The organism is Asticcacaulis sp. AC466, assembly GCF_000495815.1.
Taxonomy (GTDB): domain Bacteria; phylum Pseudomonadota; class Alphaproteobacteria; order Caulobacterales; family Caulobacteraceae; genus Asticcacaulis.
On the sequence record NZ_AWGE01000006.1, the window covers coordinates 350385 to 372440 of the forward strand.

Sequence of the window (22056 nt, forward strand, 5' to 3'; positions counted from 1 at the left end):
AAGGAGGTTTATGGATGGGGCAATGCAGATGGAGACCCGCATGACAAACCATAGCCAGACCATCCAGAACCAATTTGATCCCCAGGCCCAGGCCTACCTGCTAAGCACTGTCCATGCCGCGGGAGAGGATCTCGCGCGTGCGGCCGCTATCGTGGCTGCCGCCATTCCGTGTGAGACCGGCAAGTTACTCGATGTTGGCTGCGGCGCAGGGCATCTCAGTTTTGCGGTGTCGCCACATCTGTCACGCGTGGTCGCCGCCGATCCATCGCCGGGGATGCTGGACGCGGTCCGCCAGGGCGCAGATGATCGCGGGCAGACCATTGAAGCCGTGCGGGCAAGCGCCGGTGACCTGCCCTTCGACGAGGGTGCTTTCTGCGTTGTGGCCTCGCGATACAGCGCCCATCATTGGCTGGGCCTTGAGGCCGCCATGCGCGAGATGCGTCGTGTGGTGAAGACGGGCGGCTATCTGCTGATGATCGATGTGCTCGGCGACGAGGATGACCTGGTCAATACGCATTTGCAGACGATGGAATTGCTGCGCGATCGCTCACATATCCGCAACCTGAAGGCTTCGCAGTGGAGGGCGCTGATAGGGGCATCGGGATTTCAGTTGGTCGAGGAAGCGGCTTATCGTCTGCCGCTGGAATTCAGCTCCTGGGTCGGACGGATGCGAACGTCGCCGCAGCGCATCGGCATGATCCGCACACTGGAGGACGAGGCGCCGGCCGAGGTGCGCGAGGCGCTGAAAATTTCGGCGGACGGATCGTTCGAGCTGCAAACAGGATTGTTCTGGGCGAGAGCGGTGTGATTGGGAGAGCGCCGGGTTGGTCAAAATATAGCGGTCACGACAGCCCGGCTAAAATTTAAAACAGAAAGGGCTGTCATGCTGTCGCAAGGGGCCGCAAGGGCGGCCTAAGGTTTCGGCAGTGCGGAGGGGGCTGGGCGGTTCGACGGATTGGCCTCGTTCTCCAATCCGATAATCGTTCCAACAAAGCCTCCGGCCTTTTTGGTACTGAGGAATGTCGCGTCTCCGCCAGGCGAAAGGGGCTTCCATCCCTGTTCGCCCCAGGCGTACGACGCGCTGAGCGCACCGCCGTCGATTTTCAGCCTGAGGCGGATTGTTCGCGCGCAGCGCGGCAGGACGGCCGACGACACCATGCGCCCCGACTGCGGATCGCCCGCCGTTTCACGGCGCATGACGGCGACCCGCCGCACGCCCTGAACCTTGATCACGCCGAGAAAAAGATAGGCGTCGTCGCTCTGGAGCGCGACAAGACCTGCGCGATCGCCATCGTGGTCGGGCTCATAATCGGCCAGCGCGGTCGATACCTCCGCTATGGCGTGAGCCTGCTTGCGAGCAATGAAGGCGGGCGTTGCGGAGGTGTCTCCGACAGGGTGTCCGGGCGCCATGACCAGACGGCCATGGTCAAGACGAAAAAAGGTCTTGGCCGGCACCCGGACACCCATCCAGCCCAAGCCCAGGTGCGTCTCATCGAAGGTATCAATATAGGAGAAATCGCTGTTTTGAGGCGCCCCAGGTTCAGTCGCTTCTGTCGATGCAGGCTTGTCCACGGCGAAGGGCACCGCCGTTCCGTGGTCCAGTAGGGTTGGCCATCCGTCGTCTGACCATTTGACTGGCAACAGGTAGGTTTCCCGTCCGATATTGTAGACCCCCGGAGCGTAGGCGCGCGCCGCCAGAAAGACCGCCCACCAATCTCCGGACGGCGTCGTGACAAACTTTGCATGACCGGCGGCTTCGACCGGGTGCGGCCGCGTCGCCGGCAGATCGGCCTGAGTGAGGATCGGATTGCCGCTGAAAGCCTCGTAGGGTCCGTCGATTTTGCGGCCGCGGAAGACGATTTCTGAATGATGCTCGTCCGGTCCCGTGCCGCCTTCGGCAGCAATCAGGTAGTACCATCCGGCCTTTTTGAAAAGGTGCGGCCCTTCGGGCCAGAACAGATGCGGCGGATTATCCCCCCCTCCAACCAAGGGGATGCGCGGCCCGGTCACGGCTTTGGCGACCGGGTCGAACGCTTGAAGCCACAGGACACGGTGTCCGGGAAATTTGGCGGGACCATCGGGAGGACCGTTGTTTACGACATAGGTCTTTCCGTCATCATCCCAGAACAATGACGGGTCAATGCCGGCAAAATCCAACCAGACGGGGTCCGACCATGGCCCTTGCGGCGCCTTTGCCGTTATCACGAAATTCCGGTTATTTGTGCTGACGATGTAGAAGGTGCCATCGTGATAGGAGATGTCGGGTGCCATGATGCCGCCCGAAACATATTGGCCCGCGAAGTCAAACTGGCCGGCGCGGTCGATGGCGTTGCCGATGTGACGCCAGGTCACCAGATCGCGGGAGTGGTATATCGGCAATCCGGGGAAGTTGGTGAAGCTGGAATTGACCAGATAATAGTCCGCTCCCACGCGAACAATGCTGGGATCTGGCGCATAGCCCGATACGATCGGGTTGCGGTATTGCCCGGGCGCCAGACTAATTCTTTCCTGGCTGCGACCAACATAGCGGAAATAGGCAATGCTGGCGTCGCCGGCACCGGCGCCGTGGGGCACGGCATAAGCGAAAGCGATGGCCGAAATAGCGGCGATCCTGATCATCGGCGTTTCCATCGACTGGCGGCTTCAGCCGGCAGTAAGGACCGGCATCGCGCCCTTAGCTCGGCGACTTGCATACAAGATAGGACCTGCGCACACACACCGTCTCCTCCACAATTCTTATCGCCGCAACCTGCTGCTTCTGGCTTTAATGAGCCCTGGGCCTGGCCTGTCTCGTTCATTTATGTGCTGTAGAGCACTCCGCGGCCGTTGCCGGCAACAAAGATACGACCATAGACGTTCTGGTCAGCTGCGATCACGCCGATGCCGCCAAATTGGTGGGCGTCGTCGTTAAAGCGCGTCCAGGTGACGCCACCATCGTCTGATCGGTGCACGCCCCATACGCCGTTGATCACGCCCACGACGTAGATTGCCGCCGAATATATGGCGCCGGCCTTCGGCTTACCAAGCGCCACTGCGGTGGCACCTTGCACATCGGCCCATTGGTTGCTGCCAAAGATTGACGCGAAGGTGCTAAGCTTTTGCCAGGTCGCCCCTGAATCGGTGGAGTGGTAAATGGCGTTGCCGTCGGCCAGCCAAAGGTCGCCTTCCACATTGGGGTTTACCGCCAGAGAGGTATTTGCGAAGTAGCCGGGCGCCAAGCCCGCCGCCACCGAGCCAGGACTGAGCGTGAAGGTATGGCCGCCATCGCCGGAGACATAGACCTTGCCCGACGTGCCCCACCAGTGGCCTCCCGAGTCGTACGCATAGACCTTGTTCGGGTTCCTGCGATCAGCCGCCAGGTGGTATCCTCGACCTATGCCGGTGCCAACGCTGGGCAGCGTCGGCAGATTCGTGGACACCCAACTGGCGCCGTTGTTGATGGTGTACGACGGTACAGAATTGGACGGAGCCCACACCGCTTTGTTGCGTTCCGTGACGACAATGCTGGCTTCGTAGGACGGGTTGGTCGTGGCCCCGGACGGGAGGGCTGCAAACGACGTCCAGGTCCTGCCGCCATCACCGGACCAGAAGCCGGTGCCGGCGTTGTTGTTCCAGTTCGCCGCACCAATGGTAGCGATGTATTGAGGATCGGACCAGGCCATGTCGGCGGAAAAAGCGCTGTTCCATTGGTTGCTTGGGCCGAACGTTGGCGTCTTGGTAAGATCGGTGTGGACCCACGTCCCTATGTCGCCCGCGCTGTTGATAACGGTGTATGTCGCGCCTGGCGGCGGCGTTGCAAGATCCGCGACGGCGTTCTCTTCGATACCGTCAACGATTGGAGCCCAGCTAGGCGTGGCCGAGGACGCGTTGCGGGTCTCAACTATCCCACCTCCATGAATATGAAGGATGTGATCGCGATCGAATGGGTCGATCTCGATGTCGTCCACCCAGCCGGAGTAACTGACATCGGCCGGCGTACGAGGCATCATAGCTTCGATCTCGTGCCACGTATTGCCGTCATCGTCGGACAACTGCACCACCTGCTGGCCGCTGTAGTTGCCCCAGGAATTGCTGACACCCAAAGCGATTCGCGTGGTCGCGCCGCTACCGTAGATGGACACGCCTCCGTAGCCGAACGCGTTTGTGCTGTTGATCAACGTCCAGTTAGTCCCGTCGAACTTGTAGAGGCGGGCGGGGCCTGCGGTGCCGGGCCCCTTCCCGACAGAGAACACGACGTAAAACACGCCGTCGGCTGCACGCACCATGTGCGGGATATGGTAGCCGGAAACCGGCGTGGATACCGGCGTCCAGGTTGAGCCGCCGTCGCCGGACCTGTACAGGTTCGCGCCAAGCCCTGCCACGCCCGCGTAGTCGGGGGCAATTGCGGCGTAAAGGACTTGTGTCGCGGTGCCGGTGCCCTTGGTGCCAGTATCGTACACGATCAGTTCAACACCTACCGCGCTGCCGCCCGCAGCGCTGATCTGGGCGGAACTCATCTTTGTACTCGACAGCGACGTCACCTGGGCCCAGGTGCGGCCGGAGTCGGTGCTAGTCCACAGCCCGGCCGTTCGGGAGCCGTAGAACAAGATCGATGGCTTGTTGGGGTCGACCACCATTCGTTCGCCGATGGCCCGCCCACTGTTGTTCGCACCCGCAGAGAAGGGCAGGTTGACGGATGTCCAATGGTCGCCGCGGTCGTTGGAAATATAAAGCCGGGCGGTCGCGTCAGCCGAACTGTACAGGCCGGTACTCATGTAGACCAGTTGGTCGTCGTTCGGATCCAGGGCAATGCTCTCGGCGCCCTGAAAAAAGCTTTCTCGCGCACCAAAGCTGTCAGTGAGTGCTATCCAGGCCTTCGTGGATTGGTTCCACCGGTACGCACCGCCAATGTCGGTTCGCGCGTACAACAGGTTTGCAGAATTCGGGTGGAAAATCAGGCCGGTGACGTAACCACCGCCGCCAATTTTCGCGTTCCTCCAAGTCGTCACCTCAGGTGTGCCGCCACCCCCACCGCCACCAACGCCACCGCCACCGGTGCCGCCGCTGTTACCGCCGCCACTACTTCCGCTCCCGCCTCCACCGCAACCAGTGAGGAGGGTTGCAGAGAGCGCCGAAAGAACAAAGTGTCGTTTGCTGCACGTGGTCATGAAGGTTACCTGGTCTGAAGGGGCCGGCACGCAGTTAGAATTTGATGCCGCAGGATTATCGAAAAATACTAATTCAGCCGTCGAACGGCGTCTCTCGTCGGGTGACGTGAGTACATTCTTGGTTCGAGATCGCGTTTCTGGTGGACCTTGATCGCGCCGTACATGACCGATTGGAATCCAGACCAGCCTGTACTTTCAGATGGGCGCCAGTGCTCGCTGTCAGTTCGGGCCGTGTCACTCCGGAAGGCTGGCGAACCATCCTGGATTCACTCGCAGTCGTGATGCCGCGCGTCTCTGCGGTTGTTGTCAATACAGGTTCCTCCCAAGGGGCCGGGTAAACGCCCATGCCGCAAGAAGGCGGCATATATAAAATTTTATTTTACATATAACGCCATAATCCGATTTTACAATCGCAAATTTGGAATGCCGGATTTAGCGGTCCCGCAGTATCGGCGCCCCACCGACTTGGACGCGGTTGGGTGAGCAACTTGACGTGTACGCCGGCTTTAAATGGTCGGGACTGCGAACATAGCGCTAAACGACGGCGTGCCAGACACGGCGGCCGTTCTTTTAAATTTCGATTGCGAAAGTGCGTGACGCATCATATGTAAATTTAAATTTTATGCACGAGGCGGCCGGCCCTGGGCCGGCGCGCCCGAGCGGCGTGTAGCGATAGGCTAAGGAATCCAAGATGAAACGCCTTTTCTTAACAATAGCGCTACCGGCGCTGATGGCGACCCTGGTTCTCGGGGGCAGCGAACGCGCTATGGCTGGCGTAAATTTCGCGCTGCCGCAACCAAAGGTTACGACGGGAATGCCCAGGCCAACGGGCGCGCGTGCCAATCTAAAAGTTTTGCCCTGGGCCGGATTCCGCTCAGCCGTGTCCTATACATTCGACGATTCTTCGCCATCGCAGATCGAAAATTGGCCGCGGATAAAGGCCGAGCACGTCCGCAGTACGTTTTATATCGTTCCAAATGGTCGGGGTCAGAATGGCTACGAGGCGACATTTAAGGAGATTGTGGCCGAGGGGAATGAACTTGGCAACCACACCTGGCATCACTGCCGGGCGGCGCAGCTTGGTGGCGTAGACCGCAAAGGGTGCCCTGACGGTTTTTCTATAGACGCGGAGCTCGATAAGACCAACGCTTATATCAAGTCTTTGGGCCAATCGGACGTTTGGACGATGGCGTATCCGTTCGGAGACACGGACTATATCGACGCTGTGAAACCGCGCTTCCTGCTGGCCCGTGGCGTTTTCCCCGGACTTGTCGGTGCCGACGACAACACGAATCCCCATATCCTGCCAGTCGTTGCGCATGCCGGCGATCCCAACCCACCCGGCGGCGACGATGTTGCGGTCTTTAACGCCGATCTTGATCGCGCCGCAGCACAAGGCAAGTGGCTAATATTTCTGTTGCATACGGTGTTGCCGACTTCGAGCAACTGGGGCGCGGGCGAAAATGTCGCCGCCGTGACCGGCAGCATGGAGCACGCGAAAAGCAACGACATGTGGATCGATAGCGTTGTCAATATTGGGTCATACTGGATCGGCGAACGGCTTGTCGAAAACGCGGCCAAAACGAAAAGCGACGGCGTCACGACCTGGTCCTGGACTCTGCCTCCACATTTTCCTGCCGGCCGTGTGGTGCGGGTGACCGTAGACGGTGGCGTCTTGAGGCAAGGCGAAAAAGCGCTCGCCTGGGACCCTCATGGCTATTATGAGGTCTCTCTGGATGCAGGCAGCCTAACATGGGAACCTGGGCCGTAGGCACATAACGTCATGGTCCAGGTGCATGTGAAGGGCGCGCCTATCTCGGCACGTCCGCATTGCCCCGCCAGGCTTTCATCGCCGCCCTAGTAGAAGACCGATTGAGGGCGGAGGACGTCTACATATCGATCTTGGGTAAGCTGAGCGTAATCGCCGCACCGCCATCCGGAGCGTTGTCGATATCGATGTTTCCACCGTGCGCCTTGGCTATGGCCATGGCGATGCTGAGTCCAAGCCCGGTTCCATCCGAGCCGCCCTTGTGGAACCGCTGAAAAACGCGTTCACGAATTTCAGGAGCGATCCCGGGGCCATGATCACGGACAACGCATTTTGGACCTGGGCCGACCGAGACCAGGACCTCAGTGCCTGGCGGCGTATGGCGCAGGGCATTTTCCGCCAGGTTTCGTAACCCACGTGACAGGGCTTCTGCATGTCCGCGGACCGCAGCTGTCGTTATAGTTTCGAGGCGGATATGCTTGCCGCGGGCTTCGGCGAGCGGAACAAGTCCCGTCACCACGGACCGTGCGACTTCGGCCAGATCGACGACGGCGTCAGACGGCACGATCAGAGATTGGGCGCGTGCCAGATCGAGCATTTGGGACACGAGCCGCGTCATGCCGGCAATATCAGCACTCAGCTTCTCGCGTGCCCGGGCCACTATAGGATCGTCTCCGGGAATCTGTTCGGTCTCAAGCGCCAGAATGGCCAAAGGGGTGCGCAGTTCGTGAGCTGCGTCGGCGGTAAACTCACGCAGCGTCGCCATCGCCTCGTCCATTCGCCCGAGCGCCTTGTTGATCGCGGTGACCAATATGGCGATTTCCTCGGACGCGGCGGGAACGCTCAGGCGTCGGCCCGCCTCCGCCGGGTCCAGCGCCTCGACTTCGGCGACTGCCGTGCGTAATGGCGTCAGGACCCGTCTGACGAGCCCCAGGTTCAGGAGCAGCGTCAGGACAGCCAGCGGAATCAGCGGCATGGCGACGTGGTCGACGATTTCGTCGCCGATCACGGGCAGAAACGGGGAGAAGCCCGAACCTTCGACACGCAGCGAGATCCAGGCGGGCTGGCCCCCGATCGCGATCCTCCGAATGCCGTCAATGACGAAATAGCGACCGTACCGGCGCTCGCTAGTCGCTGTGATCAGGTGGGCGGGGGGGCGCATCGGCCCCATCGCTCCGGCGGGATCGTTTGTTGCCATCACCTGCCCGGAAGGCGCCAGCACCTGGAACAGGGTGCGTGTCGTGTCGCTGGCGATAGCTGCGGTGGCGGACGAAGGGCCGCTGGCGTTCAAAGCCGCTTCGACCTGGTGCGCGCGTTTACCTAGCAGGTCCTGAGCCAGTTCCTCGCGGTCTCCGGCATATTGAATGACCACGATTCCAAGGTCGAGCGCCGCAAAGACGAAGGTAATCAGCAGAAACTGACGGACAATGCGGCCGAACAGCGAAGCCGGCCTGAGAATGGCGGCAAAATCACGCCTCCAACTGCTGGACGTCATGTCAGGCGCTCCGGTGCGGCGTCCGGCAGGAGCGCGTAGCCGATGCCATGCGAGGTATGGACGCGGACGTCGGCACTGGCGGCAGCCAGCCGCTTGCGCAGCCGCGATATCGTTGCTTCAAGCGCGTTCGGCGTAACGTCGGCACCAAGTGGATAGAGAGAGTGTTCGATGACGGATTTAGCCACGACCTGACCGGCGTGGCGCATCAGCACTTCCAGCAGGCTCTGCTCGCGCAAGGGCATCGAAATTGTTCGCCCCGTAATCGCGACGGCATGGCTGCGAACGTCGAGGCGAACATTGCCCGCCTCCAGTTCGGTGCCGAGGCACGCACCGGGACGCCGCAACAATGCCCGGCATCGCGCGACGAGTTCCTTCATGGCGAAAGGCTTGACGAGATAGTCGTCCGCGCCCGCATCAAGGCCCGTGACCCGGTCGTCAAGGCCGTCCCGCGCCGTGATCACCAGAACCGGCGTTGTCAGGGCGGCGCGTCGCTTCCAGCCGTCGAGCAATACAATTCCGTCGCCGTCCGGCAGGCCCAGGTCAAGCAGGATAAGATCGTAATCGGCGGCCCGCAGCGCCAGAGTGGCGTCGGCCGCCGTTGCGAAGGCATCGACGCTGAACCCCTCGGTCGTTAGGCCACCGCTTACCAGCTCGCTGAGCCGGGGATTATCTTCGATCAGCAGCAGGCGCATGATTGACATCTTCGGCGACGGGCGCGCGTTTGCGCCCGGTCAGCATGGACAGTATCAGGTTTTCGCGATGCCGGAAGCTTTCGATGACGGCCGCGACGATATGAAGCCCCGCCAGGGCCAGGATCAGCCAGGCCAGGGTTTCGTGGACTTCCTCAACCGCCTCATTTCCCCAGAAGGCGTCCGTTTCCATCATCCACCCCGTGAGACCGCACCCGGCCATGAGGCCGACGAGAGCAATCATCATCAGCGCGCCGACGGGGTTATGGCCGACATAGCGCGGCTCGCGCCCCCTCAGCAGCTTGCCGATATAGTCGAACAGGCGCCCTGGCGTGGGTACGAAGCTGGAAAACCTGGCGTAGGGCGTGCCGATCAAGGCCCAGACAAGCCGGACCGCAATCAAGCCAAGCAACGCATATCCGATATATCGGTGGAGCAACGCTCCGTCCGTCCATACGAACATGTTGAGCGTGAAACCGGCCACCAGGCTCCAATGGAAGAGCCTGACAACCGGGTCCCACACACGAATGGGTTTTGCATCAGTCATCTTCGCGCTCATTCTTCTCTTCGCCGGTCTCGTGGCCCTTGCTCCCGTCAATATTCTTCTCGACGGGCACGCCGGTCACCGGGTTGAAATAGACCTCGGCGCGGCGGCCATCCTTGGTGTGCCCGTAGATTTCGTAACAGTTGCCGCTGACCTTGAAGACCTTGATGTCGCGGTATTCACCGCTTTGGGTGATTTTCGCCTTCATCGCGGCTTCACTCAGCCACTTGCTCTTGGGTTCGGATGTACATTGCGGACTTGCCGCGGCGCCGGTAGCGGCCAAAAGACCGGCGGCGATGGTCGCCATGATCAGGGTGCGTTTCATATTGCTGTCTCCGTCGCCGGGAAATCCGGCATGACTCGACGATACCAAACCGCACTGACAAAGCCCTGACGCCTTCAAAAATAAGAATGCGCGAGGGTGTCAGGATTTTATCAGGAGCGACTCTTAAACTAGGGGCAGTTAACTTGAAACGGAGCCGGACAATGTCGAACACGTATTCTTTTGCTAAAATTGCTTCGGGCGCCGCTGTCGCCGCCCTGTCAATCAGTGTCATCCTTGCAGGTTCTGCAAGCGCCAGACCGCTCAGCGCCCAGACACGAGCAAACCTTGAGACCGCCATGCACGGCGAGGCCTATGCCCATTTGAAATACCAGGCCTACGCCGACAAGGCGGAAGCCAGCGGCAAGCCTGAACTGGCAAAGCTGTTCCGGGAAGCGGCGGACGTCGAAGGCAACGAACACTTCGATCGCGAACAGGCGATGCTGGGGCTTGCCGGGACCAACGACGCGAACCTGCGCGACGCCATGGCCGGTGAGCATTACGAAAACACGAAGATGTACCTGGATTTTGCGCGCCAGGCGGACCGGGACGGCGACCACGATACCGCGGCGATGTTCCGCCAGATCGCCGCCGACGAAGGCGACCATTATGCGCAATACAAGGCCGCGCTGGACAAACTCGCAGAATAGCTCCCCCGCTGGCTGCCCGTTTGCTAGCCGGTTACGCCGCCGCCCGTAAGGTGCGGCGGCGTAATCATGCTCCCAGAACCATCCGATTGCGGGCGAACGGGTGCGGACACTAGCGGCCAGCTAGTGTCTAAAGCAGCAGATTTTATTGAATTTTTCAAACATTCGCGGACTCTGGCGAACTAGGTAGTGGTGCCGCTTAGGTGACTCGAACACCTGACCCCCTCATTACGAATGAGGTGCTCTACCGGCTGAGCTAAAGCGGCCCGGAAACAGAACGAGGGACTTGCCCCGCGAACAGGCGCGTTTCTTTACACGGCTCATATCGCCTTGCCAAGGCCTGATGCGATTATTTCTTCGCTTTCGGTGTGGCGGCTTTTCGCGCACGGGTGGGCTTTGGCGGTAAGGCTACGACCTCGTCCAGATCCTGGCCGGTAATGGCGGCGTCATAGTGATCGACAGCGTCCGGTTGGGGCAGATCAACGGCGCGGACTGTTGTCCGCTTGGCGCCCTTGATGAACGGCATGGACGGCACGTAGCGCGAGGACAGGTCTGGCACCTCAGGCAGGCCCTTTTCGCCGCGCTCATAGCGTGGATGCGCCAATACGCCCTTCTGGGCGAAGGTCAGGATTACATCGCTCCAGTCCGAGGCCGAGTAGGCGAACGCGTTCGCCTCGGCATCTATGTCGGACCATTCCGGTTCGCCCTTGGCCTGGGCGGCGTGGGCGACCCAGCTTCGGGCGCCGTCGTGATCGCCCAGCGCTTGCGCGGCGCGCGACATCAGGCCGGTGATTCGCCGGGTGACGTTGTCACCTGCGGCATGGTCGGCCAGGGCTGCGACCGCCTCCGAAATATCCGGTTTGGACGCGGTCAGCAGGGCGCACTCCAACTGAAGCACGCGGCTTTCGCGATGTTTGGGATTGCGGTCGATCAGGCCTTGAAGGCGGCGTGCACGCTCCTTCGGTGTCTCGTCCGAAACCAGGTCGCGATAGGTGAGCCAGATTGCCGGATGCGGCGCGGCGGCCCATGAGGCTTCCAGCACGTCCTCGGCGCGCCCGAGCTTCTTTGCCTTGCCCAGCAGGCGGGCGGCAATGACGGCGGCGGGCGTGAAGGCGGGTTGCAGCTTGGCGGCGCGCTGGGCGTAGTCCAGGGCCTGGTCGCGCGACGACGCTTCGTCCGCCGTTTCCAGCCGCGCGGCCGACGCCGCCATAAGTGACGCCTTGGCGCGTTCGGAAAACAGCGGTGAGATCAGCTTTCGTGTCAGGGCCCCGTCGATCAGGGCCAGGGCCTCGGCCCATTCGCCGGCTTCCAGATGCGCTTCGAACAAAGCTTCGAAAGCCCACATGCTGGGCTTGGGCTGGCTATAGGCTTCGCCCGCCAGTTTGATGGCTTCGGCCTTTTCGCCGCGGCTTTTGGCCAGCTTCATAAGCCCCCTGAGCCCGGCCAGCTTCAGCTCCGGTACGCTCAGCATGGCGGTATAGGCGGCCTTGGTGGCGACATCGTCGTCGGATTGTTCGGCGGCCATGGCGCTGAGGATGCGGACCAGGACGATATTGTCGCACAGGTCGAGCGCCTTGGCGGCCTGACGACGGGCTTCGGTGCCGTCGCCGCTGGCCACGTTCATGAAACCGCGCGTCAGGGTCTCGTCGCCCTGCTTGCGGCGGACGGCGGCGCGCTTGCGTTCGGCGCGCTGAGGCGATCGCGACAGCCACAGGGCGACGTTCCAGAAGCTGACGGCGCAGAAGGCCAGGACACCGATAATGATCACCGCGGCCGATGCCGAGGTATCGATCCGGTAGTTCAACCAGGTGAGCGACGCTTGCCCTGGGTCGCTTACGCCGGCGATGGCGATGGCCAGGAGTGCGGTAATGCCGAGCAGGATGAGAAGGGTCCGAATCACAGAACGCCCCCGTTGTTGAGCGGTTCGCGCGTCATCTGGCTTAATCGATTGAGGGCGGTTTCAGAAATGCGCCGGGTCGCATCATCGACCAGAACGCGCGCCCGGGCCTGCTCGAGCCAGGGGCCAAGCGCCGACTGCACGGCGGGCGGCAGGGTATCGAGATAGGCAACCGCGCCTTTCAGGTCGCCGCCATTGAGGCGTATTTCGGCGCGTTGCAACACCGCCTGGGTGCCCTGACCGTTGGGATTATCGGTGCGGCGGATGCTGATAAAGCCGCCGATGGCGTGCAGGATGGTGTCGATCAGGCTGTCTTCGCGGCCGGACGCCTTGGCGGCGATATTGGCCTTGGCGGCGGCAGCGGGAAACTGGACCGCCAGGGTAATCTCGCTTGGCACGCCCTTTTCGGCATAGGGCCGCAGGGCGGCCGCCAGGGACGCATCATCGAGTCCCGCCTCGACCACCGCCAGTTCGGACAGGAAGGGTTGCTGGTTTTTGGCGGCCAGTTGCAGGGTGCGGGCGGCGAAGGCCGAGGCGGTTGCCTTGGCCAGGACGCGCTGATTGTCTTCGATCCGGTCCAGACGCGCCGACAATTGAGTCAAGGCGGTCGGGTCGGCGGTGTAAACTGGCGGCTGGGTGGGGGCGGCGGGATCGGCCGGGTGCGCCAATTGTCCTTGCAGGCTGGCGATCTGGCGCCTGAGCTCGGCAATCTGCGCGTCCTTGTCGGCCTGTGGGGCCTGTGCGGTGGCGACGGCTGCGGGCTTTACGGGCACCGCCGACGGCTTGATGCGATAGGACAGGAAGAACAGGAGGAGACCGCAGGCCAGGATCACCATGGGCAGGCCGAACAGCACGATCATCGGCCATTTCAGCGCGCTCTTCGTTTCCTGCCAATCGACGGGATCAGACGGGGGTACGGCGTCCGCGCCGGTAGGCCGGGTATCGGCATCGGTGGGGGGTAGCGGATCGCTCATGGTCTCTTCCCGTATGAGTTGGCGCTATGACGGGGACATGATCTCCGGCGCCGCGCCACGTTTTGTCTGGCCGGGCGTCTCATCCGAAAAGTACCGGGACTTTATCGGGAGGCGCTTTCGTCCAACAGCATAAGCATGGCGGCTTCGTCTGGGAACGGGGAAATGCGATGCGCGATCCCCTCGGCCAGAGATTTTTCAATCTCCGGAGTCCGGGCCGCCCGCAATGTCGTCTCCACACCCTGCCACGCCGCCTCAGAAATACAGATAAAGCTCAGATCACGAAAGGCAATTTTATCGTGATGCCGGATCAGGATGTCTGCGACGGCCTGTCCGCCGCGCGCGGAATGAAGCAGGATCGGGCCGATCCGAGAGAGAAGGGCCGGGACAAGGGGGGCGGGCACGGGCTGGGTTTCGTAGACGGCCACCTCCGTTACCGTGAAACCGAGGGTTCGCAACCGGTCGGTAAGCGCCGCCGCCGGGGTCTTCGCCGCCGCATACAGGAACCGCAGATGCCGGTCGCCCTGCCGATCAATCAGATCCACCAGATCGTCAACCGATCCGCCGGCGCTGATGACTTCCTGGAACTTGGCGGCGCGCGCCGCTTCGGCCGTGGCGTCACCGACACACCAAATAGGCACGGCGCGGCGCGCACACAGGGCGGTGAAGCCGGACAGGCCATTGCGGCTGGTGACGATGACCGCATCGAAGCTGTGCGGATCGATGATCGCTTTTAGCGGCTGGACCTGAAGAACGGGGGCGACAATGGCCTCATAGCCCTTTGCCTCTATGGCGCGCGCAGTGCGGTTCGCGCCCGATGCCGTGCGGGTAATCCAGACGGCGGTTTTCATATCAGCCTTCGTACTGGATAAGATCGGGGCCAGCCTCCGCCTTGATGTCCACGCCCAGCCGCAGGCCGAGATTGCGGGCGGACAGGGCATCGGGATTGGGCAGGGTCTCGCGTCGTTGCCAACGGGTCCGGCCATCGGCGCTCAGCGCCTCGACGAACAGGGTCAACTGGCTGCCGGTCAGGGCGGCATAGGCGCCCACTGCCGTGCGGCACGATGCTTCGAGCGCTTCGAGCGCGCCACGTTCGGCCTGTACGCACAGGAAGGTGGCTTCGTGGTGCAGGGCCTTCATCCAGCCGGCGCCCAGATCGTCGGTGCGGCATTGAATGGCCAGGGCGCCTTGGCCCGGCGCGGAGGCGTGAATGTCGGGATTGATATAGGAACGGATATGGTCGCTCAGGCCCATGCGGTTCAGGCCTGCCGCCGCCAGCAGCATGGCGTCGCAGTCGCCCGCCTTCAGCTTGGCCAGGCGCGTATCGACATTGCCGCGCGTCATGACGATTTCGAGATCCGGGCGGATGCTGAGCATCTGGGCCTGGCGGCGCAGGCTGGCCGTCCCCAGGCGCGCGCCCTGTGGCAGGTCGTCTATCGTGCCGTAATTGAGGCTCAGAAACGCATCGCGCGGGTCTTCGCGCACGGGAATGGCCGCCAAAGACAGGCCGGGAATATCGGCGGCGGGCATGTCCTTCAGCGAATGGACGGCCACGTCGATGTCGCCGCGCAGCAGCGCGTCCTCGATTTCCTTGGTGAAAAGCTGCTTGCCGCCGGCTTCGATCAGGCGGCGATCCTGAATACGGTCGCCGGCCGTGGAAATGGTGATAAGGGGGGCCGTCTCATCGGCCAGGGCGGGGTCGCCGCCCAATGCGGCCACGATCTGCCTTTGCACCCATCCACATTGCGTGAGGGCCAGTTTCGATCCACGGGTGCCAATTTTTAGCTTCGTCATCCGCGTTTCCTAGCACTTTATGACGGGGTGGCAATGCAAAAGACTTGACGTGCGACCATATGACGGGGTGTAGGAGCAGCATGACGCACAGTATCACCGGTTTTGGCATCACCGTTTTGGGCATTGAATCGAGTTGCGACGAAACCGCCGTGGCGGTGGTGCGCCGTGACGCAGCCGGCACACATGTCCTGTCGTCCGTCATTCATTCCCAGGTCATGCAGCATAAGGCCTTCGGCGGCGTGGTGCCTGAAATCGCGGCGCGATCCCACGTCGAAACCATCGACGATCTGGCGGCGCGCGCCCTGGCGGAGGCCGGTGACCCGGCGCTCGATCTGGTGGCGGCGACATCGGGACCGGGCCTGATCGGCGGGGTCATGGTCGGCCTGTCCTTCGCCAAGGGCTTTGCCCTGGCGCGCAACCTGCCTCTGATTGGTATCAACCATCTGGAGGGCCATGCCCTGTCGGCGCGCCTGAGCGAAGACGTCGCCTTTCCGTTCTTGTTGCTGCTCATTTCCGGCGGCCATTGCCAATTGCTGTCGGTCAGGGGCGTGGGCGACTATGAGCGTCTGGGCACGACCATAGACGATGCGGCCGGCGAAGCCTTTGACAAGATCGCCAAGGTCCTGGGACTTGGCTATCCCGGTGGTCCGGCGCTGGAAGCCGAAGCCCTGAAAGGCGATGTTGCGCGGTTTACGCTGCCGCGCGCTCTGCTGGGCCGTAAGGACTGCGATTTTTCCTTTTCAGGCCTGAAAACGGCCGCCGCCCTGATCGCTTACGATCACGTCAAGACGGCGCAGGACCGCGCCGACCTGTGCGCCGGCGTCCAGGCGGCGATTACGCGGCAACTGGTCGAACGCTCGGAACGGGCGATGGCGCTGTTCAAGGCTCAGGTAACGGTTGCGCGGCCCGCCTTCGTTGTCGCCGGCGGGGTGGCCGCGAACCAGGCGATCCGTGCGGCCCTGACGACGGTCGCCGATCGGAATGGGTTCAACCTGAAGGCGCCGCCGCTCAAATACTGCACCGACAATGCCGCCATGATCGCCCTGGCAGGTCTTGAACATTACGAGAAGCTGAGCCAAGAAGGAACTCAGGCGGCGTTGCCGGACATGAACGCCGGCATGGCGACCGTCGCGCGTCCGCGCTGGCCGCTTGACGAGGTCAGCGCCGCCAACGCGCCGATCCATAAATATTCCGGCCGCAAGGGAGCGAAGGCGTGACGATACAGACGTTCAAAAAGGTGGGCGTGATCGGCGCCGGCGCCTGGGGTACGGCACTGGCGCAGGTATCGACGCTGGGCGGCAATGCCGTCATCCTGCACGCACGCGAACCCGAAGTCGTTGCCGCGATCAATGCCGACCATGAAAACCGCCTGTATCTTGGCGGCGTGCCCCTGTCGCCTGCCATCACCGCGACCAGCCATTTCGCCGATCTGGCCACATGCGACCTGATACTGGCCGTGCCGCCGGCCCAGCACATGCGTTCGACCTTGACTGCCTTCAAGCCCTATGTGCGTGAGGGCCTGCCGATCGTCCTGTGTGCCAAGGGGGTCGAGCGTGGAAGCGACAGCCTGATGACTGAGGTGCTGGAAGACGTATTGCCGGAAGCCGTGGCGGGCGTGCTGGCCGGTCCCAATTTCGCCCGCGAAGTGGCCATGGGGCTGCCATCCGCCGTTACCATCGCGTGCGAGGATGCGGCCCTTGGCGCGCGGATCGCCGCCACCATCGCCGGCCCGACGTTTCGCCCCTACCAATCGACCGACCTGATCGGCGCGGAAGCGGGCGGCGCGATCAAGAACGTTATCGCCATCGCCTGCGGCATTGCCGAGGGCAAGGGGTTGGGGCGCAATGCCCATGCTGCCCTGATTACGCGGGGCTTTGCCGAAATGTCGCGCATGGCCATGGCGTTGGGCGCACAATTCGAAACCATGGCGGGCCTGTGCGGCCTGGGCGATCTGGTCCTGACCTGTTCGTCGCCGCAATCGCGCAATATGAGCGTCGGCCTGGCGTTGGGGCAGGGACAGAGCCTGGAACAGTTCCTCGCCGACAAGGTCAGCGTGGCCGAAGGCGTGCAATCGGCGCCGGCGGTGGTCGACCTCGGCCGCAAACACAAGGTCGAACTGCCGATCTGCGAGGCGGTCAACGCCGTTCTCAATGGCGACATGGATGTGTCGCGCGCCATCGAAGCCCTTCTGTCGCGGCCGCTGAAATCCGAGCGGGTTTAGAGCGCCGATCTTGAATCAGATGGGCGCTCTACTTTCCTGCTTATACGCGCTTTTTTATCTCAAAAAAGTGCAGCACACTTTTCGGAAGCGCTAATCTACTCCGCGTCGAATTTGGCGATATCGTCGATCAGTCCGCTAACCGCCGCGGCGATGATCTGCTGACCCTGTTCGACCGTGGCCAGGGACGAATCCGATCCGATACGGCCGTCGGGGAAGCGATGGCGATAATCCAGGGCGTCGCGTATAGGCCCGGTCGGCGCGATCTGTGGTTCCATGGCTGCCGATTTGACGTGGTCGGGATAGGCGGCGTAGGTGATCGCGATTTCCGACGGCGTGGCGTGGCTGCCGTGACCCTGCGGGTAAAGCCGGGCGCACAGGCGGGTGATGCCGGGCAGGTCCCACCAGTTACGCAGCTTGAGGATGAATGGGCAGGGCGTCGCGGCATAGGAATAGTGCGAGTAGATTTCCGAGAAGGTCGCCTCGATCGTGGCGACATTGCCGCCATGGCCATTCAGGAAATAGATGCGGTCGAAACCGTGGCGGCTGAGACTGTCGACCCAGTCTTCGATCGCGGCCATGAAGGTGGAAGGGCGCAGTGAAATCGTACCGGAGAAACCGAGGTGGTGTTGCGCCATGCCGATATTGAAGGTCGGCGCGACGAGAATATTGCCCTCCTTTTCGGCGGCATGGGCGATGATTTCCGGACAGAGCCAGTCGGTGCCAAGCAGGCCCATCGGCCCGTGCTGCTCGTTGGAACCGATGGGTATGACGACGGTGCGCGACGCCTTCAGGCGCTCGTCGATCTCGCGCCAGGTGGACATGGCCAAAAGCATGGAGGCACTCCTTGGAAAGCTGTTACCGCGACCATAACCGCTCCGTGGCCGAGGGCAAGCCGCTCCGTGTCGCATTTCGCATCAGGCGCTGTCTGTACGCGCCAATCTGCGGGTTTTTTCTTATTGGTCTTATAGACTCTCGAATCCTGTTTCCCTAAGCTGTTGCATAAGTAAAAAGACCTGAGGAAATGCCCTGATGAGTGACACGTTTTTCCGCGTCCCCGCCGATTTCATACGTCCGAAGACGCTGACCGCCGACGGACTGGCGGCGCAGCACGCCCTATTCGAAAAAGACGCGGATGCGCATTGGCGAACCCTCGGTGATGCGCTGGCATGGATGCAGCCCTATTCCAAGGTCAAGGACGTCTCCTTCCATCGCGAGGACTTCCGTATCCGCTGGTTCTATGACGGCGTGCTAAATGTCAGCGTCAACTGCATCGATCGCCATCTGGCGACGCGCGGCGACCAGGTGGCCCTGATCTTCGAAGGCGACGATCCCGGCATATCCTATACCGTCACCTACAACCAGCTCAGCGTCGAAGTGAACAAACGCGCAAATCTGCTGAAAAAATATGGCGCCAAGAAGGGGGACCGCATCACCCTCTACCTGCCCATGGTGCCGGAAGCCGCCTATTTCATGCTGGCCTGTACGCGCATCGGCGCGGTCCATAACATCATCTTCGGCGGCTTCTCGCCCGATTCGATATCCGGTCGCGTCCAGGACTGCCAGTCGGATATCGTCATCACGGCGAACGAAGGCCTGCGCGGCGGCAAGATCATTCCGCTCAAGGCCAATATCGACAAGGCCATGGAATCCTGCCCTGGCGTGCGCCACGTCTTTGTGGTCGAGCACACCAAAGCGGGCTGGAGCCGCATGCCGCGCGACCTGGTGGTTTCCGAAGAGCTGGAGAGCCTGTCCGCCGACTGTCCGCCAGAGCCGATGAATGCCGAAGACCCGTTGTTCATCCTCTACACGTCCGGATCGACGGGCAAGCCTAAGGGCGTCCTGCATACGACCGGCGGCTATCTCGCCTGGGCGGCCTATACGCACAAGACGGCCTTCGACTATCAGGATGGCGACGTCTATTGGTGCACCGCCGATATCGGCTGGGTGACGGGCCATTCCTACGTCGTCTACGGGCCCCTGGCCAATGGCGGCACCTCGCTGATGTTCGAGGGCGTGCCCAACTACCCGGACAACAGCCGGTTCTGGCAGGTGGTCGACAAGCACAAGGTCAACATCTTCTACACCGCGCCGACGGCCATCCGTGCCCTGATGCGGCATGGCGACGAACCGGTAAAGGCGACATCGCGCGCCTCCTTGCGGGTTCTCGGCACGGTGGGCGAGCCGATCAATCCGGAAGCCTGGCTGTGGTATCACCGTGTGGTGGGGGATAGCCGTTGCCCTATCGTCGATACCTGGTGGCAGACGGAAACCGGCGGTCATCTGATCACGCCGGTGCCTGGCGCCACGCCGCTCAAGCCGGGGTCCGCCACGAAGCCGCTGCCGGGTGTTGTCGCCTGCCTGGTCGATGCCAACGGCAATGTCCTGGAAGGGGCAACCGAAGGCAATCTGTGCCTGTGCGACAGCTGGCCGGGCCAGATGCGCAGCGTCTATGGCGATCACCAACGTTTCCTCGATACCTACTTCTCGACCTACCCGGGCAAGTACTTTACCGGCGACGGCTGCCGACGCGATGAGGACGGATATTACTGGATCACCGGGCGTGTCGATGATGTGCTGAATGTGTCGGGCCATCGGCTGGGAACGGCTGAAATCGAAAGCGCCCTGGTGGCGCATCACAGCGTCGCTGAGTCGGCGGTTGTCGGCTACCCGCACGATATCAAGGGCCAGGGTATCTGGTGCTATGTCACGCTGAAGCAGGGTGTCGCAGCCAGCGACGCCCTGAAAAAGGAACTGGTCACCTGGGTGCGTCAGGAAATCGGGCCATTGGCGGCGCCGGACGTCATTCAATGGGCGCCGGGCCTGCCGAAAACCCGTTCGGGCAAGATCATGCGTCGTATCCTGCGCAAGATCGCCGAAGGGCATCCCGATCAGTTGGGCGATATCTCAACCCTGGCCGATCCCTCCGTGGTGGCGGACCTTGTCGAAGGGGCCAAGGGATTGGGTTAGCAAGGGGTTGGGTTAGATCGATAGCTATAACACGAAATGAAGGCGCCGACCCAGCTGGGTCGGCGCCTTTTTCACGACATGCAAGAAACCCGTAAGCCTTAGCCCTCATGCCAGCCTTACGGCTTGACGAGCAAAAAACGACGTTCTTCTTACGGCAGGTGTCCTAGACTGGTCGGCTAAAACACCATTGCCAAAAATCACTAAAGGAGACGCGCCATGATGCCTGAGACCTTTACCCAACCTCCGACCAACCACCCGTCGCCGCCTCAAAATCAGGCCCAAGATCAGGGGAAGGACCACGTGAAGGGTCGGACGCCGCCCTCGACTAACCCAGTCGAACCGGAAGCCCTACCGGCTGTCGATGCGACTTTTGAAGGCAAGACGGTATTTTCGCCGAACGAGCTTAACCAATCGGGAGAGGACAAGGAGTATTTCCACCCCGACAAAGGGCGCAAATTTGATGCGCCGAAAGATGCTAATGCCAACGCCTTGACGCCGGACGTCGAAGTTACGCCAGACAATAGCGTAAAGCGCATCGGTTAGGCCGGGAAGACAGACACGCAGGTGACAGCTTTGGCCGCCTGCGTGTTCAAGTTCAGTTCTGAGTTCAGGACTTGAAGAGGCCGCCGAGTATGTCGGTCAGGCCGCCCTGCGGCACCTGGCCGTCGGGGGTCAGGTTGTGAATGAGTTCAGGCAGGGCTGAGGCCAATTGTGTCGTGTCGACCCCAAGCGCCGAGGCCACCTTGGTGACCTGTTCGGAGCCGAGAACGGCCTGGAGCTGTTCGGGCGAGACTGGCAGGTTCGCACCATTGCTTACCCAGGATTGGACGATATCGCCCAAACCGCCCTGGTGAAACTTATCGATAATGGTCTGTAGCCCGCCCTCACCGAAATGCCCGGCAAGGGCTTGCAGGTCGGCCATGGCACCGCTTTCGCCGCCCAGGGCGTTAAGGACGCCGTCAAAAAGACTCATGATTCTATTCCTTGAGAGATTGGAAGCTATCAGGTCAGGCTGATCTCCGTCTGACCTGATAGTTCAGTTTTTCAGATTAGCTCTTCAGGCAGGTGGTCGAAAACTGCTTGTAGGTCTGATTGCCGGGTTTGCCGGCGGCCTTCATCTGGTTCCATTTTGCCCCGCATTCCTTCATACGGTCTTGCGGCTTGGTGTTGGACGCCTTGACCACGGCGGCTGGCTTAGCCACGACTGCGGCGGGCTTGGCAGCCGCCATGGCGGGTTTCGCGGCCGGTATGGCGCCCTTCATGCAGGCGGCTGAATAGGTCTTGTAGTCCTGGCCGTTGGTCTTATTGGCGGCCTTGTCCTTTTGCCATTGGGCGGCGCACTGGGTCATCTTTGTGTTGGCCGCCGTAGCGGCGGCGTTGGCCTGGCTCATGATCGCAGCGGGTGCGGCCACCAGGGCCAGGATGCTGAGGGTAAGGGCAATTCGCATAGTGAGTTTCCTCTGAGACTCTCGGCCTGAATCGCAGGCCCCGGGCATGGGGGACCATGTCGAAGGGGAGGATATGGGCAGCATTTTGTCAGTTTTAGGGCCATCGCCCACTTCACATAACGCCGGTGTCAAAGGCGTGTCGAACT

Annotated in this window: 20 protein-coding genes and 1 tRNA gene; 7 read left to right on the forward strand and 14 right to left on the reverse strand. The window is 61.8% G+C overall.

The window, feature by feature from the left end; translation table 11 throughout:
* Positions 1-40: 40 nt before the first annotated feature.
* Positions 41-808 (forward strand): class I SAM-dependent methyltransferase, encoded by a 768-nt coding sequence (locus AEAC466_RS30400; RefSeq protein WP_035429488.1) that lies wholly within the window; start codon positions 41-43, stop codon positions 806-808.
* Positions 809-912: 104 nt separating this feature from the next.
* Here the strand turns inward: AEAC466_RS30400 and AEAC466_RS30405 are convergent, their stop codons facing one another.
* Both AEAC466_RS30405 and AEAC466_RS30410 read right to left on the reverse strand, forming a co-directional pair.
* Positions 913-2619 carry a glycoside hydrolase family 43 protein gene (locus tag AEAC466_RS30405; RefSeq protein WP_052025090.1) on the reverse strand — a complete coding sequence of 569 codons (1707 nt, stop codon included), beginning with the start codon at positions 2617-2619 and terminating at the stop codon, positions 913-915.
* 179 nt (positions 2620-2798) lie between these two features.
* Positions 2799-5147, reverse strand: coding sequence for a sialidase family protein (locus AEAC466_RS30410; RefSeq protein WP_031238481.1), 2349 nt, complete (start codon positions 5145-5147; stop codon positions 2799-2801).
* Between the two features lie 691 nt (positions 5148-5838).
* Between AEAC466_RS30410 and AEAC466_RS30415 the strand changes: the two genes are divergently transcribed.
* Entirely contained in the window at positions 5839-6918 is a 1080-nt protein-coding gene (locus AEAC466_RS30415) for a polysaccharide deacetylase family protein (RefSeq protein WP_023457578.1), read from the forward strand.
* A gap of 118 nt (positions 6919-7036) precedes the next feature.
* Here the strand turns inward: AEAC466_RS30415 and AEAC466_RS30420 are convergent, their stop codons facing one another.
* From AEAC466_RS30420 to AEAC466_RS30435, 4 genes are read right to left on the reverse strand one after another with little or no spacing between them, the layout of a single operon-like run.
* The gene (locus AEAC466_RS30420) at positions 7037-8410 is read right to left on the reverse strand and encodes a sensor histidine kinase (protein WP_023457579.1); all 1374 of its coding nucleotides are present in this window, start codon (positions 8408-8410) and stop codon (positions 7037-7039) included.
* The gene (locus AEAC466_RS30425) at positions 8407-9102 is read right to left on the reverse strand and encodes a response regulator (RefSeq protein ID WP_023457580.1); all 696 of its coding nucleotides are present in this window, start codon (positions 9100-9102) and stop codon (positions 8407-8409) included. Before AEAC466_RS30425 ends, AEAC466_RS30420 begins: the two co-directional genes overlap by 4 nt.
* Positions 9077-9646 carry a cytochrome b/b6 domain-containing protein gene (locus AEAC466_RS30430; protein WP_023457581.1) on the reverse strand — a complete coding sequence of 190 codons (570 nt, stop codon included), beginning with the start codon at positions 9644-9646 and terminating at the stop codon, positions 9077-9079. The genes AEAC466_RS30425 and AEAC466_RS30430 overlap by 26 nt, the downstream gene beginning before the upstream one ends.
* Positions 9639-9968, reverse strand: a complete 330-nt coding sequence (locus AEAC466_RS30435; protein ID WP_023457582.1) for a PepSY domain-containing protein — start codon at positions 9966-9968, stop codon at positions 9639-9641. Before AEAC466_RS30435 ends, AEAC466_RS30430 begins: the two co-directional genes overlap by 8 nt.
* A 161-nt stretch (positions 9969-10129) precedes the next feature.
* Here AEAC466_RS30435 and AEAC466_RS30440 point away from each other — a divergent pair, with 161 nt between their 5' ends.
* Entirely contained in the window at positions 10130-10615 is a 486-nt protein-coding gene (locus tag AEAC466_RS30440) for a rubrerythrin family protein (RefSeq protein ID WP_023457583.1), read from the forward strand.
* Between the two features lie 187 nt (positions 10616-10802).
* On the opposite strand, the gene AEAC466_RS30445 is transcribed toward AEAC466_RS30440, so the two are convergent.
* The 5 genes from AEAC466_RS30445 to hemC form a co-directional block, all read right to left on the reverse strand.
* A tRNA-Thr gene (locus tag AEAC466_RS30445) sits at positions 10803-10878 on the reverse strand.
* An 83-nt stretch (positions 10879-10961) separates the two neighbouring features.
* Positions 10962-12512 carry a heme biosynthesis protein HemY gene (locus AEAC466_RS30450; RefSeq protein ID WP_023457584.1) on the reverse strand — a complete coding sequence of 517 codons (1551 nt, stop codon included), beginning with the start codon at positions 12510-12512 and terminating at the stop codon, positions 10962-10964.
* On the reverse strand, positions 12509-13483 hold the full coding sequence (locus AEAC466_RS43690) for a COG4223 family protein (RefSeq protein ID WP_023457585.1): 975 nt from the start codon (positions 13481-13483) through the stop codon (positions 12509-12511). The genes AEAC466_RS30450 and AEAC466_RS43690 overlap by 4 nt, the downstream gene beginning before the upstream one ends.
* 101 nt (positions 13484-13584) lie before the next feature.
* On the reverse strand, positions 13585-14331 hold the full coding sequence (locus AEAC466_RS30465) for a uroporphyrinogen-III synthase (protein ID WP_023457586.1): 747 nt from the start codon (positions 14329-14331) through the stop codon (positions 13585-13587).
* 1 nt (position 14332) lies between these two features.
* Positions 14333-15274: a hydroxymethylbilane synthase gene (hemC, locus tag AEAC466_RS30470; protein ID WP_023457587.1), complete on the reverse strand. Its 942-nt coding sequence runs from the start codon at positions 15272-15274 to the stop codon at positions 14333-14335.
* 80 nt (positions 15275-15354) lie between these two features.
* Here hemC and tsaD point away from each other — a divergent pair, with 80 nt between their 5' ends.
* Entirely contained in the window at positions 15355-16491 is a 1137-nt protein-coding gene (gene tsaD, locus AEAC466_RS30475) for a tRNA (adenosine(37)-N6)-threonylcarbamoyltransferase complex transferase subunit TsaD (protein ID WP_023457588.1), read from the forward strand.
* Positions 16488-17495 carry an NAD(P)H-dependent glycerol-3-phosphate dehydrogenase gene (locus AEAC466_RS30480; RefSeq protein ID WP_023457589.1) on the forward strand — a complete coding sequence of 336 codons (1008 nt, stop codon included), beginning with the start codon at positions 16488-16490 and terminating at the stop codon, positions 17493-17495. Before tsaD ends, AEAC466_RS30480 begins: the two co-directional genes overlap by 4 nt.
* 95 nt (positions 17496-17590) lie before the next feature.
* Here AEAC466_RS30480 and AEAC466_RS30485 read toward each other — a convergent pair whose 3' ends face one another.
* Positions 17591-18328: a creatininase family protein gene (locus AEAC466_RS30485; protein ID WP_023457590.1), complete on the reverse strand. Its 738-nt coding sequence runs from the start codon at positions 18326-18328 to the stop codon at positions 17591-17593.
* Positions 18329-18524: 196 nt separating this feature from the next.
* Between AEAC466_RS30485 and acs the strand changes: the two genes are divergently transcribed.
* Together acs and AEAC466_RS30495 are read left to right on the forward strand one after the other, a co-directional pair.
* The gene (gene acs, locus AEAC466_RS30490; RefSeq protein ID WP_023457591.1) at positions 18525-20462 is read left to right on the forward strand and encodes an acetate--CoA ligase; all 1938 of its coding nucleotides are present in this window, start codon (positions 18525-18527) and stop codon (positions 20460-20462) included.
* Positions 20463-20678: 216 nt separating this feature from the next.
* Positions 20679-21005 (forward strand): hypothetical protein, encoded by a 327-nt coding sequence (locus AEAC466_RS30495; protein ID WP_023457592.1) that lies wholly within the window; start codon positions 20679-20681, stop codon positions 21003-21005.
* 64 nt (positions 21006-21069) lie between these two features.
* On the opposite strand, the gene AEAC466_RS30500 is transcribed toward AEAC466_RS30495, so the two are convergent.
* Positions 21070-21435 carry a YidB family protein gene (locus AEAC466_RS30500; protein WP_023457593.1) on the reverse strand — a complete coding sequence of 122 codons (366 nt, stop codon included), beginning with the start codon at positions 21433-21435 and terminating at the stop codon, positions 21070-21072.
* A 76-nt stretch (positions 21436-21511) separates the two neighbouring features.
* The gene (locus AEAC466_RS30505; RefSeq protein WP_023457594.1) at positions 21512-21910 is read right to left on the reverse strand and encodes a hypothetical protein; all 399 of its coding nucleotides are present in this window, start codon (positions 21908-21910) and stop codon (positions 21512-21514) included.
* Between the last annotated feature and the right edge of the window lie 146 nt (positions 21911-22056).